The sequence below is a fragment of the Micromonospora tarensis genome, assembly GCF_016803395.1.
In the GTDB taxonomy this organism is placed as follows: Bacteria; Actinomycetota; Actinomycetes; order Mycobacteriales; family Micromonosporaceae; genus Micromonospora; species Micromonospora tarensis.
The window spans coordinates 28115-42901 of sequence record NZ_JAEVHL010000010.1; the positions used below are offsets into that span (position 1 = coordinate 28115).

At 72.2% G+C, this 14787-nt stretch carries 12 protein-coding genes; 6 read left to right on the plus strand and 6 right to left on the minus strand.

Annotated features, from left to right (window positions below; translation table 11 throughout):
* Positions 1 to 53 precede the first annotated feature (53 nt).
* Positions 54 to 3305 carry an ATP-binding protein gene (locus JM949_RS04020; protein ID WP_203147098.1) on the minus strand — a complete coding sequence of 1084 codons (3252 nt, stop codon included), beginning with the start codon at positions 3303 to 3305 and terminating at the stop codon, positions 54 to 56.
* 145 nt (positions 3306 to 3450) lie between these two features.
* On the opposite strand from JM949_RS04020, the gene JM949_RS04025 reads away from it, so the two are divergent.
* On the plus strand, positions 3451 to 4194 hold the full coding sequence (locus JM949_RS04025; protein ID WP_203147099.1) for a hypothetical protein: 744 nt from the start codon (positions 3451 to 3453) through the stop codon (positions 4192 to 4194).
* Positions 4195 to 4265: 71 nt separating this feature from the next.
* On the opposite strand, the gene JM949_RS04030 is transcribed toward JM949_RS04025, so the two are convergent.
* Positions 4266 to 5171: a hypothetical protein gene (locus JM949_RS04030; RefSeq protein ID WP_203147100.1), complete on the minus strand. Its 906-nt coding sequence runs from the start codon at positions 5169 to 5171 to the stop codon at positions 4266 to 4268.
* Between the two features lie 230 nt (positions 5172 to 5401).
* On the opposite strand from JM949_RS04030, the gene JM949_RS04035 reads away from it, so the two are divergent.
* Both JM949_RS04035 and JM949_RS04040 read left to right on the plus strand, forming a co-directional pair.
* Positions 5402 to 6292, plus strand: coding sequence for a fibronectin type III domain-containing protein (locus JM949_RS04035; protein WP_203147101.1), 891 nt, complete (start codon positions 5402 to 5404; stop codon positions 6290 to 6292).
* 202 nt (positions 6293 to 6494) lie between these two features.
* Positions 6495 to 7013 carry a flavoprotein gene (locus JM949_RS04040; protein WP_203147102.1) on the plus strand — a complete coding sequence of 173 codons (519 nt, stop codon included), beginning with the start codon at positions 6495 to 6497 and terminating at the stop codon, positions 7011 to 7013.
* Between the two features lie 12 nt (positions 7014 to 7025).
* Here the strand turns inward: JM949_RS04040 and JM949_RS04045 are convergent, their stop codons facing one another.
* A complete protein-coding gene (locus tag JM949_RS04045; RefSeq protein ID WP_203147103.1) occupies positions 7026 to 7835 on the minus strand; it encodes an alpha/beta fold hydrolase in 810 nt (269 codons plus the stop codon).
* Positions 7836 to 7868: 33 nt separating this feature from the next.
* Between JM949_RS04045 and JM949_RS04050 the strand changes: the two genes are divergently transcribed.
* On the plus strand, positions 7869 to 8306 hold the full coding sequence (locus JM949_RS04050; protein WP_203147104.1) for a VOC family protein: 438 nt from the start codon (positions 7869 to 7871) through the stop codon (positions 8304 to 8306).
* A 102-nt stretch (positions 8307 to 8408) separates the two neighbouring features.
* On the opposite strand, the gene JM949_RS04055 is transcribed toward JM949_RS04050, so the two are convergent.
* From JM949_RS04055 to JM949_RS04065, 3 genes are all read right to left on the minus strand, one after another.
* Positions 8409 to 9623, minus strand: coding sequence for a hypothetical protein (locus JM949_RS04055; RefSeq protein ID WP_203147105.1), 1215 nt, complete (start codon positions 9621 to 9623; stop codon positions 8409 to 8411).
* A 103-nt stretch (positions 9624 to 9726) separates the two neighbouring features.
* Positions 9727 to 10260, minus strand: coding sequence for a WapI family immunity protein (locus tag JM949_RS04060; RefSeq protein ID WP_456320230.1), 534 nt, complete (start codon positions 10258 to 10260; stop codon positions 9727 to 9729).
* A gap of 45 nt (positions 10261 to 10305) precedes the next feature.
* Positions 10306 to 11457 (minus strand): hypothetical protein, encoded by a 1152-nt coding sequence (locus tag JM949_RS04065; RefSeq protein ID WP_203147107.1) that lies wholly within the window; start codon positions 11455 to 11457, stop codon positions 10306 to 10308.
* A 239-nt stretch (positions 11458 to 11696) separates the two neighbouring features.
* Between JM949_RS04065 and JM949_RS04070 the strand changes: the two genes are divergently transcribed.
* Together JM949_RS04070 and JM949_RS04075 are read left to right on the plus strand one after the other, a co-directional pair.
* Positions 11697 to 13259 (plus strand): gluconokinase, encoded by a 1563-nt coding sequence (locus JM949_RS04070; RefSeq protein ID WP_309231998.1) that lies wholly within the window; start codon positions 11697 to 11699, stop codon positions 13257 to 13259.
* A 219-nt stretch (positions 13260 to 13478) separates the two neighbouring features.
* A complete protein-coding gene (locus JM949_RS04075; protein WP_203147108.1) occupies positions 13479 to 14783 on the plus strand; it encodes a serine hydrolase in 1305 nt (434 codons plus the stop codon).
* The last annotated feature ends 4 nt before the right edge of the window (positions 14784 to 14787 follow it).

Genomic DNA, 14787 nt, shown 5'->3' on the forward strand with positions numbered 1-14787 from the left:
TGCGTTCGACCGGCGGGTGCTGCCACGACTGTGGTGACGCCCGCCGGTCGGCCCTACAGGCGCCACGGCAGTGTGGTGGCTGGCAGATAGCGGCAGGTGCTTCCGGTGGAGACGGAGTCGCGCAGGTGCGCCGCCAGGTCGGGGTGTCGGTCGTCGAGCTTGCGCAGCGTGTCCCGGATGCGCGCGGTCACCGTCTTGCGGGCCCGCTCGGCCTCGTCGCCCAGGCGGCGACTCCGGCCGGCCAGCCCCGCCGCGGCCCGCAGCTCGTCGAGCAACGCGCTCCGCTCGGCGTCCAACGCGGACACCTTCCGGTCGTCGTCGCGCGCGGCGGCCCGGTCGATCTCCTCGTCGAGGCGGGCCAGGTGCCGCCGGTAGCGGGCCTTCGCCTCGTCGTCGAGGACCGGGTCGGCGCCCATCCGCCGGGCGGCGACCAACTCCGGCCCGGCGGCCGGGTCGAGCAACTCCGCCGAGGGCACGTCGCTGCCCGGCCGACTCAGCAGCAGGTGCAGGTCGTGCAGGCCCTTGGCGTCCGGCAGGTGCACCAGCACACCGTCGTAGCCGAGTTGCCACACCGGCCCGACGCGCCGGAACTCGTACCTCTCGATGGCAGGCGTGACCGACTCGACGTGGCCGGTCGCCGCGGCCTCGACCGGCCCGGCGGTGTGCGTCGCGGCGTCGGTGGAGACTGCGGTGGCGAGCCGGTCGAGTAGCTGCGTCATGCCGAGGGTGGTCGCCTCCTGGGCGATGGTGGCGCGCAGGGCGGCCAGCGTCGCGGCGTCGCCCGGGTGACCTCGGCCGGCGAGGGCGTGCACCAGGCCGGTGCGGGCGATGAGTGACCAGGGTCGGGAGCCCATCCGGTCGGCGGAGTCACGGGCGGCGGTGAAGCCGGCGATGGCGTCGTCCCAGCGTTGCTGGGCGGCGTCGAGCACCGCCAGCCAGTGGTCGACCGGGCCGCTGATGTCGCAGCCGAACAGCCCCACCGTCCACTCGCCACGGTGTGCGGCGAGCGCGGCCCGCGCGGCGTCGCAGCGCCGCGGGTCGCCGGACGCGGCGGCGGCCTGCGCGCGCAACCGGAGCCAGAGCGGCGACACCGGGCGCGGGTACCGGATGGTGGCGGCCTCGATGCTGCTGGTCAGCCGGAGCGCCGTCTCGTCGTCGCCGCGTTCCGCAGCGGTGATCGCGCGCAGCAGCTCCCGGTAGGGGTAGTCGTTCGGGGCCAACCCGTCCAGCAGGGATTCGGCCTCGGTGAACCGGCCCTGGAGCAGTAGCCGGGACCAGCGCAGGTGGTGACCCATGAAGCCGAATTCGGCGGCGCTCGGCTCCGCGTGGTCGGTGAGAACAGTGAACCGCTCGTCGGCCTCGGTGAAGTCGCCCCGGAACGCCGCGATGATCCCGCTGTCGACGGCGGCGGCCATCCGGTGCCGGGCGAAGTCGCCCTGCCGTCCGCCGGCGACGAACGTGCTGAACTCCTCGACGAAGCTCGGGTCGCCCAACTCCAGCAGCGCCACCCAGCGCAGCGAGGTGGCCCACAGCTCGGTTTCGCGGTCGCCGGTCCGGCGGGCCACATCCCGGATCTCGGCGGTGAGCGCGGCGCGGATCGCGGCGGTGCCCAACCCCCAGGTTGTGTCGTGGCGGGCCCAGAGGCTGAAGCTGAGCGCCTCGTCGTCCCGCCCTCGGCGGGCGATCGTCTCGCTGGCGGTGATCAGGTCGGTGATCAGCGTGCCGACCGCGGCGGTGGCGTCCGGTTCGCCGATCAACCGCCGGTACGCCTCGCGCACCAGCTCCGCGGCCTCGACGGAGTGGTCGGTCTGCACCTGGCGGGAGCGGTTGACGGTGAGCGCGACCCGGGCCAGCAGCACCGGGTCGTCGAGCGAACGGGCCAGCCGGGCGGCCTCGGCGAGCAGTCGCACGACCTCTTCCCGACCGGCGTGGTGATAGTGCCCCTCGGCGAACTCGATCAGAATCCGTACCCGTTGCGCCGGGGCCTCGACAACCTCGAGGGCCCGGCGGAAGTGCACCGTCGCCTCGTCGCCGGCCAGCCGGGCGAACGCGTCCCGCCCGGCGGCGACGAGCAGCGTGGCCGCCCGGGCCGCGTCGAGCGTGCGGCCGGCGAGATAGGCGTGCCGGGCGAGGTCGGCCGGGATCAACCGGTCGGTGAGCTCCCGCAGGTCGTCGACCGCCTGGACGACCGCGCCGTGCCGGGCCTGCCGGTCGTCGTCGGTCAGCCCATCGTAGAGGGTCTCGCGGACCAGGTCGTGAGCGAAGGCGAACCGGCCACCGCCCCGGGCGACCACCAGTCGGGCGGTCACCGCGCGTTCGAGCAGCCGGTCGACCTGCGCCGCCGGGGCGGTCACGCAGGCGGCGAGGACCTGACGGTGGAACTCGCGGCCCAGCACGGCGGCGACGGTGAGCGCCTCGACCACGGCGGCGGGCAGTTGGGCCAGGCGGCGGCGCACCGCTTCCCGTACGCCGGGTGCGATCGTTTCGGCCGCGCCGTCGGCGTGCCAGAGCCGAGCTGTCTGCTCGACGAAGAACGGGTTGCCCCCGGTACGCCGGTGCACCTCGTCGACGAGGTCGGCGTCGGGCTGCCGCCCGGCGGTCCGCGCCATCAGCGTGGCCACCTCGTCGCGGGCGAGACCGGTGAGGGTGATCGTGGTGGCCTTGGCGACCAGCGGCATCAGCAGGGGACGCAGCGGGTGCTCACCCGACTCGACCTCGGCGTCGCGATAGGTGCCGATCAGCAGTAGCCGCTCGAACCAGGTGTGCTGGGCGGCGAAGCCCAGCAGCCGTAGCGAGGCCGGGTCGGCCCAGTGCAGGTCGTCGAGGACGACCACCACCGGCCGGTGCTGGGAGACCGCGACCAGGGCGGCGGTCACCGCGTCGTACAGCGCGAACGCCTCCTGGTCGGCGATGTCCCCGCCCTCGTCGACGGGCCCCCAGCCGTCGGTGAGTCGGCGCAGGTCGTCGTTGCTGGTTTCGCCGCCCAGGGCCGCGAGGGCCGGCTCCCCGGACTGCCGCGCCACCGGCCAGTCGTCGGCGGAGCGCCGCAGACCGCGCAGCACCTGCACCCACGGCCAGTAGCCGGGGGCGGTGTCGGAGTCCCAGCAGGCGGCACCGAGCACCAGCGCGCCCCGCTGCCGGGCCTCCCGGGCCGCCGACGTGACGAGGGTCGTCTTGCCGATGCCCGGCTCACCGGTGACCAGGACGAGACCGCCGTGGCTGGTGCTGGCGCGGTCCAACTCGGCGCGCAGCAGGGCCACCGGATGATCCCGCCCGATGATGGCGTCGCCGCGCCGTGCGTCCATGGTTTCCAGACGGTACTGGAACCGTCCGACAACCCGGGACGGACGGCGCTGACCGGTCGGCGAGTCGTACCCGGCACGCCGCGCCGGGACCGGCAAGCTGTTCGCCATGGGGCCAGAAATCATCATCGCCGTGGTGTCCGCAACTGTGGCGCTGATCAGCGTGGCGGTGACGTATCGGACCGCGCTCGTCACCCACCGCCTGCAGGACGAGGCACGCAGCCGCGCGAAGGTGGAACTCGCGGAAGATCTGTTCCGGCGTTACCGGGTGCCGCTGCTGGCGTCGGCCGAGTCACTGCAGTCTCGGTTGCACAACGTGCTCAGCCGAGGTTTCCTCCGCGGCTACCTGCACTCAGGCGACAGCGAGAACCAGCACTACGTCCGGCACAACACCGTTTATGTCCTCGCCGAACACCTGGCCTGGCTGGAGGTCCTCCGCCGGGAGCAGCGCTTCCTCGACCTCGAGTCGGTGAAGAGCACCAAGGAGCTTTTCGCGGCGATCCAACGGATTCACCACCCCCTGGCGTCCGACGGACTGCCGGGCCCGTTTCGGGTGTTCAGGGGGCACCAGCGCGCCATCGGCGAAGTCATGCTGCACCGGGTGGAGTCGTCCGAGGGCACGGTGACGGACGTGCTCGGTTACGCCGCCTTCTGTGACCGCCTGGAAACCGATCCGGGCTTCGCGTCGTGGTTCAGCCGGCTGCTGGCCGAGGTGGACGACGTGGATGCGGGGGGCCTTCGCGGCAATGAACGGCTGGTGATTCTGCAGAACGAACTCGTCGGACTCATCGAACTGCTCGACCCCAGGGGTGATTGGCTCCCGTTGAAGCACCGCGAGCGGCTGCGGAGGGCGGACGTCGTCCTGCCCACCTCCCGGACACCCAACGGCTGACGCCGGACCGTCCTGAGCCGACGCGGTGGCCGCCCCGCCTGCTGGTGGGGCGGCCACCTGACGACCTCTGGCTAGGCCGTGGCGCAGATGGCGTACGACGTGTCGGACCAGTTGCCGGCGAAGGCGTCCTCCTCGTAGGCGCCGGAGGTGGCGGACGTGGGAGCCGTGGCCGGGCCGCCGTTGGGGCGGAAGTCGTCGACGACGCCCTCGCCGGTGACGCCGTTCAGCTCGTAGCCGGCGCCGGTCAGCACCTTCCCGACCGGGCAGGTGGCGATGACGCTGCGGAAGTCGGTGGAGGTGCTGGTGCCGACCGTCGACGCGCGCACCAGACCGGGCAGCGGGTTGGCGCAGATCGCGTACGCGGTGGTGGACCAGTTCAGGGCCGTGGCGTCCGACTCGTACGCGCCGACGAAGACGGCGGTGGGCGCGGCGGCGACGCCACCGTTGGGGCGGAAGTCGTCGACGACGCCCTCGCCGGTGACCCCGTTCAGCTCGTACCCGGTGCCGGTCAGCACCTTCCCGACCGGGCAGGTGGCCGTGACGCTGTGGTAGTCGACCGAGTTGCTGGTGCCCGTCGCGGTGACCCGCACCAGGCCGGGCAGCGGGTTGGCGCAGATCGCGTACGCCGTCACCGACCAGTTTCCGGCGAACGCCTCGGTCTCGTAGGCACCGACGGTGACGGCTGTCGGGGCGGTGGCCGGGCCGCCGTTGGGGCGTAGGTCGTCGACGACGCCTTCGCCGGTGACGCCGTTCAGCTCGTACCCGGTGCCGGTCAGCACCTTTCCGACCGGGCAGGTCGCCGTGGCGCTGTGGAAGTCGGCGGAGTCGCTGACGCTGGTCGCGGCGATCCGCACCAGGCCGGGGACCGCGGCGGACGCCGGGCTCGCCGGGGCGACCACCGCTCCGGCCGCGACGAGACCGAGCACGAGTACTGACGCGCGGCCGCCGATCCGTCGGGTTGCTGTCTGAACACGCATATGTTTCTCCCGTCTGAGGCCCGGCCAGTCGGCAGGTGAGGCACCGACGTCCGGGCCGCTCGTGATGACGGATTGACGTTAGGTAACCGCCTGACCAGGCATTATCTCCAAACCGACTACGTCGCGTAACGGACGATTCGGCCAACCGGCGGATACGCGGTGCCGGCCGGTGCCACACCTGGACTGACGGACGATGCACAAACATCGAAGCCTGTCATTATCATTCGGCCATGCGTGCCCGCCGCGTCACCGTCACCGCCGCTCTCGCCGCGCTGGCGAGCCTGCTCGCCGTCGCCGCGGTCACCACGGCCCATGCCGACGGCCCGGCCATCAGCACCCCCGGCAGCCCGACGGTGCTGGCCAACGAACCACGTCGGCTGACCCTGAGTTGGACGCCCTCCAGCTGGGTCGACGATCCGACCAACGAGCAGCCGATCAACTACGAGGTGCAGCTGCCACTGGGCCCCAACACGTACCGCTTCCTGGGCGCCACGACCGACACCACGATCACGCTCACCGACCTCGCGCCCGGCACGACGTACCGGATCGCGATCGCCGCCCGCGCGCTCGGCGGCTACTCCGACAGTTCGCCGGCCACCACCGTGCGCACCGCCAACGGCCGCGCGACGGTCAGCTACCTCAACCTCGACTGGTCGCCAACGAACAACCAGATCCAGCACCTGCTCCGGGTCACCAACACCGGCGCCGGCCCGCTCGACCTGAGCACCGTGCGGGTGCGCTACCACCTGCGCTTCGAGGGCGGCAACACCTCGCTGGTGCCGAACTGCGACTGGGCGGCGCTGGGCTGTGACCGGATCCAGCAGACCGTGCAGTTCTTCCCTCCGCCGGGCGGACCGTCCGGGCGGTCGACGCCGGCACCACCGAATCCCCCGCCGGGCACGGCCGTCCCGGGCTGGGTGGAGCTGACCTTCACCGACGGCACGCTCGCGCCCGGCCAGTCGACCGGGCCGATCCAGCTACGGCATCACCGGCACAGTTGGCGCACCATCGACGAACGCGACGATCCGAGCTGGCTCGCCGCCACCGGGCAGTGGACCGAGAACGGCCGGATCACGCTGGACGTCGACGAGGTGCGCGAATTCGGCGACACGAACACCTGACCTCGCCCGGGCGCGGCCCGGGCGAGCCGCATCCGGTCGGCCATGTCCTGACGAGCGGTATACCTGTGAGTCATATCTATGCCCCACAGGTATACCGCTCCGGGGAACTACTCCCCGACCGGTTCGTCGGCCACCTGCTCCACTGCTCCCAGCGGACCGGGCCGAAGGCGTGGCCGGTGTCCAACTCGGGCAGACTGCGAGCATGACGGAACGCCCGGTGCTCTATCTGGTCGTCTGCGCCGCGGGCCCGGCGGAACACATCCACGAACTGGTCGACCTGTTGATCGCGGACGGGTGGCAGGTCTGCATGATCGTCAGTCCGACCGTCGCGCGGTGGCTCGACCGGGCAGCGTTGGAAGACAAGACCGGCTATCTGGTACGGGTGCAATGGCGGATGCCCGGCGACCCCGAGCCGCACCCGCCAGCCGACGCGGTGCTGGCCGCGCCGATCACGTTCAACACGGTGACGAAGTGGGCGTTGGGCATCAACGACACCCTGGCGCTCGGCGTCCTCAACGAGTCGCTGGGGGCAGGGCTACCGATATTCGCCTTTCCGCACGTCAAGGCGGAGCTGGCCGGTCATCCGGCGTATCTGGGTCACCTGGCGGTGCTGCGCGGCGCGGGCGTTGTCCTGGAGAACGGGAGGGCGCTGAACCAGTTCCCCGGCCCGGATCGCTGGAACGTGGTAATCCAGGCGCTGCGGTTGGTTCGCCCAAAATGACCCTCGGTCAGCTCACCGCTCCGACAGGAAGGTGCTGACAACGGCGGCGAACTCAGCTTCAGCATCGTGGTGCACGACGTGACCTGCTGGCAGCTCGACAAGCCGGGCCCGTCCGGGGCGACGGGCGATCATCTCCCGGGCGTGGGCGGCCGTCAGTTCACCGCTGCGTGTCCCACGGATCAGCAGGGTAGGGCAGGCCACCGATTCCCAGTCCGTCCAGTGGTCGCCGTCGAGCGCCTTCTGCGACACGACGGTGTCATCGATGTCGAACGAGAAACCCCAACCATCCTCCGACTGGCGGAAGGCGCACTCCAGATAGGGAGCCGTCGCGTCCAGGGCCGAGGCCAGCGCGTCGCGGGATGGCGCGTGGCGAGGAAGGCTGGTGGTGAACGACGAGTCGCAGTCCACGACCGCACCGATGTCCTCGACGATCAGCGCGGTGAGCCGACCCGGGTGCCGGCTGGCGTACTGGTAGGCGTTCACCCCGCCGAGTGAATGACCCAGCATCGGCACCGAACCGAATCCCAGATGCCGGTGGAAGGCTGCGACGTCGGCAACGTAGTCGTCCCGCTCATAGCTCTCGGGACGGTCGGAGGCTCCATGCCCCCGCTGGTCGAGCGCGATCACCCGCCATCGCGGTGCCAAAGCCGCTGCCAGCGGTGCGAATGCCGACGCCTCGTTGTAGTGCCCGTGCAGAGCCAGGAGCGGAGCACCCGAACCACCAAAGTCCAGGTACGAAAGTCTCCGGCCGGCAACCGTGAAGAACCCACGCATGACCGGGAATCCTAGATAACCAGCTGCCGGCGTGCGTGCCGTGAACATGTCCGCGGGACGTCAGGGCGTTAGCTTGAGGGCATGGAGCAGAGGATCAGCCTCGTCACCCTCGGCGTTGCGGACGTGACGCGCGCAAAAGCCTTCTACGAGCACCTTGGCTGGCCCGGCCAGGAGATCGAGGAAACGGTCTTCTTCCAGGCTGGCGGCCTGGCTCTCGTCTTATGGAGCCGGGACAAGCTCGCCGCCGACGCCGGCATCGACGATCGGGGCACCGACGGTTTCGGCGGGGTGACCCTGGCTCAGAACGTCCGCTCCCGGGCCGAGGTCGACGAGCTGATCGCCACCGCGCTCCAGGCCGGTGCCGAGGTGACCCAGCCGGCCCGGGAGACGTTCTACGGCGGCTACGCGGGCTGCTTTGCCGACCCGGACGGTCACGTCTGGGAGATCGCCTGGAACCCCGGCTTCGCCCTCGGCCCAGACGGCACCCTCACCCTCCCGGATTTCGGGGCGAACGACTAACCGCGCCGACCAGGACGGCAACGCCCGAGCCAGCCCGAGGAGAACCTGAGCAGGCCGACCGCCCCCGGACAGGCGCACCACAGGCAGCCGCGCAGGCCCCGATCAGGGCGCGGAAGACGGACAGAGCAGCGGATCCAGCACCGGAAGCTGCAACGGATCCAGGCAGACCGTCAACAGCCCCGCGCCCGACGAGGGCGTCACCGTCGGAGCCGGCGCGGTCGGCGCGGCCGAGGTGGTTGGCGGGTTCGGGGAAGCGCTGGGGACCGGGCCCGGCGTCGGCACCGAGCTGGCGGGCGGGCCCGTCACGTCGGACGGCGTAACGGCCGGCGACGCGTCCACCAGGATTGTCGGGTCGACAGTGAGGGGCACCCCCGGACGGGGTGCCGGCACGGCCGGCCGACCCACCGACGCGACGAACGGCCGACTCTGGGCCGCACGCCCGACCGCTCCGGTCCGCGACCTGGGCGCCACCGGCCCCACGGGAAGCACCGGGACGAGGACAACCTTCGGCACGTCCAGGGCGACGATCTCGGCCCGCTGCACCGGCCCGGCCCACTCCGGCCTCCACACGCCGAGACCCAGTGCGCCCGGGCTCACCGTCGCGAACACCACCGCCGCGACAGCGGCGGCACCGAGCGCCCGACGATCGGGGCGTACGGCTGTCAGCGGGGCCTCGTCCGGCCCGACCAGCGGCATCGGGGTGGGTCGGTCGCCCCGGTGACCGGCCAGCAGCGCGCCGACCTGCGCGACGACCGCACTGCGATCACCAGCCGACACCGCAGCCGCGAGGGTGAGGTAGAAGCGGAAGTTCACCACGCCACCGGCCGGCACGAGTAGCCCGGCAAGTCGGCTGTGGTCGGGCAGCAGGGTGACCGGGACGTCGGGGTGGTGGGCGAGGCCGACCAGGTCGGCGTACCGCCACTCGCGCCGGTGCTCGCGTCCGGCGAAGGCGACCCGGTGGCTGGTCACCACCGCCATGCCGGTGTCGACGACCCGCAGGCCCGCCGGCAGGGCCTCGGAAGAAGCCTCGGTGAAGGAACAGAAGCCGCCCGGGGTGGGCAGGCCGGGGACGTGCCGCGCCTCGGCCTCGACGAGCGTCGCGACCGGGAGGACGCGGAAGACGAGTTCGTCGGCGGCGAGGTCCACCGGCAGGCCGGCGCGGGGCTGCGTACACCCGAGGAAGCTGGCGGCTTCGATGCGGAGCCGGGCCAGGTGCTCGTCGCGGCGCCGCCAGGCGGCGGTGGCGTCGCGGTACGCGCGCCGCCGGCGCTCGTTCTCGCGCTCGGCCCAGGCGATCCGCCAGGGGGCGCAGGACACGGAGGTCACTGTCACACGCGTTACAACCGCTCACGTACGTGACAGGCAACGCGAGCCAGATCGATGTCTCCCGTTACGCCCGGAAGGAGAGAATTGCAGGTGGTCAGCCGGCGCGGCGGCGGTGCGGCAGCGGGCCCCGGGGCGGGAATCGCGACTGGATCCTCGGCGGGTACGCCTCGCAGTGCTCGGCCCAGTGTTCGGCGGCGGTGGCCAGGGCGTCCGCGGAGACGGTGAGGATCAGCGGGTAGATCGCGCTGGACGGGCGGCGCAGCCACGGTGGCAACGACTCGGCGGAGAACTCCACGATCAACTCCAGCCGGCGACGGCGCAGCACCCGGCTGCGCAGGGCCAGGTTGGGTTCGGTGAAGCGGACCATCGCCGGTGGCGCGCTCAGTCCGAGGGCGGCGGTGGCCTGCCCGTGCAGCCAGCCGCCGAGCGCGCGGGCCTCCTCGACCATCAGGCTCGGGTAGTGGTGCGACCAGGTCTGACCGTCGGCGGTGCGGGCGTCCACCTCGATGAGCAGCCAGTCGTGCCAGCCGGGGGTCGCCTGGTCGGGGTCGTCGGGCGGGTCGATGCCGGGCTGGTAGCCGACCGGGCGTATCCGCACCCGAGCGCCATCGTCAGACCGGATCTCCACTCGATCATTCTGGCCGACCGAAGCGGACTCTAACTCCTAAATCGGTCACTTGCTGATGGTTCGCCGCACGCCTCGGTGGTGGGCGCAGGCGGTGGACCGGCCGCCGGCCAGGCTGACCGAGCCGTCGCGGCACTGCACGAGGTAGCCGCGACCAGCCCAGAAGTCGGGCACGCAGTCGAACCAGTCGCACACTTCGGCGGCCGGCCGGCGAATGCGCGTGCCGCCGCAGAAGTCGTACCCCAGTGGGTTCTCCGGTGCCCCGCAGCGCGGGTCCCGGGTGGTGCTGGGTGACGGGCGTGGTGACCTCGTCGGTTCGCGCGGCGGGGTGCCGAGCGCGTCTCTGGGGACCGCCGGGCGGATCAGCGCGGGCGCCACGGTGGGAGTCGGTGCCGGGGTCGCGGCGGCGGCCAGCTCCGCGCCACCCGTCGGGTCGGACGGGTCCGACTCGATCAGCGCCGCCGGCACCAGCAGCGCGATGGCCGCCGCCACCGCGATGGTACGCCGGCCGCCGGGCACGAACGACGACAGCCGGGCCTGCCCGGGGGTGACCGCGGCCGTCCGGAACGGCTTGAGCTGGGCGTGCTCGGCGATCAGCTCGTCGAGCTGGTCGAGCACCGCGGCGCGCTGCTCGATCGCGTCGGCAAAGGCCAGGGTCAGCTTGAACCGAAAGTCCGGCGCGGCGTCGGTGGGCAGCCACAAGCCGGAGGTACGCCGCCGGTCCAGCACCTGGATCAGGGTGACCGGGGCCGCCGGGTCGTGGGCCAGGCCGGTGATCCGGCCGTACGCCCAGTCACGCCGGCCCCGCCCACCGAGGAGCACCAGTCGACGGCTGGTGATCACGGCCATCCCGGCGTCGGTGACGCGTACGCCATCCGGGCGGCGCGGGCGCAACGGCTCGGTCCGGGCGGCCACCGTGAGGTCCGGTGCGGGCAGCACGGCGGTGTGCCGCACCTCTACCAGTTGCGCGGCGGGAAGCGCCCAGAGCACCACCTCGTCGGCGGCCAACTCCAGCGGGAGACCGGCACCGGCCGCCGCGGAACCCTGGAAGTCGGTGGCCAGGGCCCGCAGCCGCCGTAACTCGTCGTCGCGTCGCCGCCACGCCGCCACGGCGCCGCGGTACGTGCTGACCCGCCGCACGTTCTGCCGGTGCGCCCACCGGTACCGCCAGGTGGAACCCGTCGAATCAGTCTTTGCCACGCCGACTCCTTCGCCGCGCAGGCCACCAATCTGGGTGTCACGCTGTTCAACAGGGGCGGCGCGGCGTCCGGACACGCCGAAACCGACAAAATGCCCGATCGGCGGAGCAACCCGCACGATAGGCCGATACTGCGACGTCGCCTCCACCTTCGCGCGTGCCGTGCGGGGCCGGCCGCCGCCTCGGTAACGTCAGCCGCAGCCGGGTGGAGTTGCCGCCGCATCGCCCGTCAGGAAGGGGGGTGAGCGTCGTGCCGCAGGTCACCCGGGCGGGCGTGGTGATCGGTGTCGACATCGGCACCACCAGCACGAAGGCCGTCGCGTACGACACCGACGGGCGGCAGCTCGGCAGCCACTCGGTTGGCTACCCGCTGAACGACCCGCAGCCCGGCTACGCCGAGCAGGATCCGCAACTCATCCTCGGAGCGGTGCTGAGGTCGGTGAGCATGGTCGTGGCCGAACTGGTCCAGCCGGTGGCCGGGCTGTCGTTCAGCTCCGCCATGCACAGTCTGATCGGCCTGGACCCGGACGGCAATCCGCTCACCGCGTCGGTGACCTGGGCCGACTCCCGATCCACCCGGCAGGCCGAGCGACTGCGGGCGGTGCCGTCCGGGCTGGCCCTGCACCGGCGCACCGGCACCCCGATCCACCCGATGTCGCCGCTGCCCAAGCTGCTCTGGTTCGCCGAGCAGGAACCGCAGCTCTTCCAGCGCGTCGCGCACTGGGTGGGCATCAAGGACTGGGTGCTGCTGCGGCTCTGCGGCGCGCTGGTCACCGACCACTCGATCGCCTCGGCCACCGGTCTGCTGGACATCCACCGGTTGGAATGGGACAGCGAGGCGCTGGGCATCGCCGGCATCACCGAGGAGAAGCTTCCCCAACTGGTCGCCACCACCGCCGTGCTGCCCGGCCTCACCCCGCAGGCGGCAGCCGAGACCGGGCTGCCAGAGCGCACCCCGGTGGTCGTCGGCGCCGGTGACGGACCCCTGTCGAACCTCGGCCTGGGGGCGGTGCATCCCGGCATGGTGGCCTGCTCGATCGGTACCAGCGGCGCGATGCGGGTGATGGTGGAGCGACCCGGCGTGGACCCGCTCGGGGGGGTGTTCTGCTATGCGCTGACCGAGCACCGGTGGACGGTCGGCGGAGCGATCAACAACGGCGGCATCGTCCTCAAGTGGGCCGGCGCGGCCCTCGCCCCGGATCTGGGCGAGCACTCCGAGGAGGATCTGGTCGCCCTCGCCGCCCGCGCACCGGTCGGCTCGGGCGGGCTCATCATGCTGCCGTACCTGCACAGCGAGCGGGCACCACACTGGAGTGCGCTGCCGCGCGGCGCGTACGTGGGGTTGACCCACGGGCACCGCCGCGAACACCTGGTCCGCGCCGCCCTGGAGGGGGTCTGCCAACAGCTCGCGCTGGTGCTCAGCTCGGTGCGGGCGGCCGGCAACGAGGTCCGTGAGATCCGTGCCGGCGGCGGGTTCGCCCGCAGTGGCCTGTGGCGGCAGATGCTCGCCGACGCGCTCGGCATGCCGGTGAGTTTCCCGACCGCGCACGAGGGGTCGAGCTTCGGCGCGGCGATGCTCGGCATGCAGGCGCTCGGCCTGATCTCCAGCATCGACGTCGCCGCCGACCTGGTGCGGATCGAGGAGACGGTCCGTCCCGACCCGGCCGCCGCCGCGACGTACGCGGCGCTGTTGCCGCTCTTCGCCGAGCTGTACGACGCGCTGACGCCCACCTTCACCTCGATCCGCCGGATGGCGCCCGGCCTGCCTGCGGAGCCCGAGCCCGCCACCGGCCCTCCGATGTGACAGCTGCCGACGCGCTCCGGGTCAGGGCGCCTCGAGCCGGCGATCACGTAGCGGTGCAGATACCCCTGAGATATGTCGCGCTCGGGGCATTGCCCACCCGGACGGGTGACCACTGCCCCGGCGGCCCCATCCACCCCGCCCGCTTCTTATGGTGCAAACGTGAGGAAAACCGACAACAAGGGCTCATCTTTCCTACCGCGGGCGTCTGTCCGCGTACCCGTGAAGTGGCTGGCGGCGGCGGTCGTGCTCGCGGTGGTCGCGACGACCGGTCCGGCGGTCGCGGACGGTCCGGGCCGCGAGCCCGTGGCGGACCCGGCGCCGCAGACCGAGCAGGGGTACCCGGTTGAGCCCGACGGGCAGAGTCACGAGCCCGGTGTGGAGCCGATGCCGGAGCGGGCGCCGACCAGCGAGGTGTCCTGGTTGTCGTTCCCCGGCGGGGTGTTCGCGGTGGACCCGCTCGGGCACACCGTGCGCTACCGCGCCTGCGACGGCGACACCGGTCGGGTCGCCGACCCGGGCATGCGGGTGGCCGCCGGGGTGGCCAGCGGGGACGTCGTCGTCGCGGGCACCGCCTACCGCTACCGGGTGCCGCTGGTCGGGCGGAGCACGGGCACCCTGGAGGTGGTCCGACGGCACCGCCCGCCGACGACGCTGACCGGTGTGGTGGTGACCAGCCCGCAGCCACCCACCGACCCGGTCGCGGGGGCCCGGCTGTTCCCGCTCAGCGGGCAGCTCGCCCGGGTGGTCGCCGACGCGAGCCTCAACCCTGCCGGGGTGACCGTCCGCGACCTGTCCGGTCGGTACGGCGACCAGCAGATCGCCGTCAACGGCGCGCTCCGCCCCAAGGCGGCCAGTGTGATCAAGCTGTGGATCCTCGTCGAACTGCTCCGCCGGGTCGACTGTGCACAGGTCACCCTCGACGACGGTGTGCTGGTCACCCCGGACGACGTGGTCGGCGGCACCGGCCAGCTCCAGTTCGAGACGTTCCCGCAGGTGGTCACCCTGCACCGGCTCGCCCAATATCTGATCAAGTACAGCGACAACGTCGCCGCGAACGTGCTGATCACCTACCTGGGCGGGTTCGCGCCGGTGAACGCGCTGATCGACTCGATGAACCAGCGGTCCACAATCCTGGCCCGCCGGATGCTCGACAGCGCGGCCGCGCAGCGCGGCGAGGAGAACTACACCAGCCCGGACGACGTGGTCTCCCTGCTCGGCGCGGTCTGGGACGGCCAGATCCTCACCCCCGCCTCCCGCGACCTGATGATCGGTTTCATGCGGGAACAGACCCTGAACACGAAGATCCCGGCAGCCTTGCCGCCCGGGGTGCCGGTGGCCCACAAGACCGGTGACCTGCCGGACGCCTCGCACGACGTCGGCTACTACCTGATTCCCGGCACCGAGACCGCCGTCGCGTTCCTCACCGCCGGACCGATGGCCACCGGGGACGAGACGGTGCGGCGGATGGCCCGCACCGTCTACGACTTCCTGGTCACCCCGACCGACGGGGCGGTGGAGGAGTGAGCCG

Excerpts from the sequence above, each read along its gene's own strand:
- JM949_RS04020 (WP_203147098.1), bottom strand. The coding sequence starts at position 3,305 with ATGGACGCACGGCGCGGCGACGCCATCATCGGGCGGGATCATCCGGTG.
- JM949_RS04030 (WP_203147100.1), bottom strand. The coding sequence starts at position 5,171 with ATGCGTGTTCAGACAGCAACCCGACGGATCGGCGGCCGCGCGTCAGTA.
- JM949_RS04035 (WP_203147101.1), top strand. The coding sequence starts at position 5,402 with ATGCGTGCCCGCCGCGTCACCGTCACCGCCGCTCTCGCCGCGCTGGCG.
- JM949_RS04040 (WP_203147102.1), top strand. The coding sequence starts at position 6,495 with ATGACGGAACGCCCGGTGCTCTATCTGGTCGTCTGCGCCGCGGGCCCG.
- JM949_RS04045 (WP_203147103.1), bottom strand. The coding sequence starts at position 7,835 with ATGTTCACGGCACGCACGCCGGCAGCTGGTTATCTAGGATTCCCGGTC.
- JM949_RS04050 (WP_203147104.1), top strand. The coding sequence starts at position 7,869 with ATGGAGCAGAGGATCAGCCTCGTCACCCTCGGCGTTGCGGACGTGACG.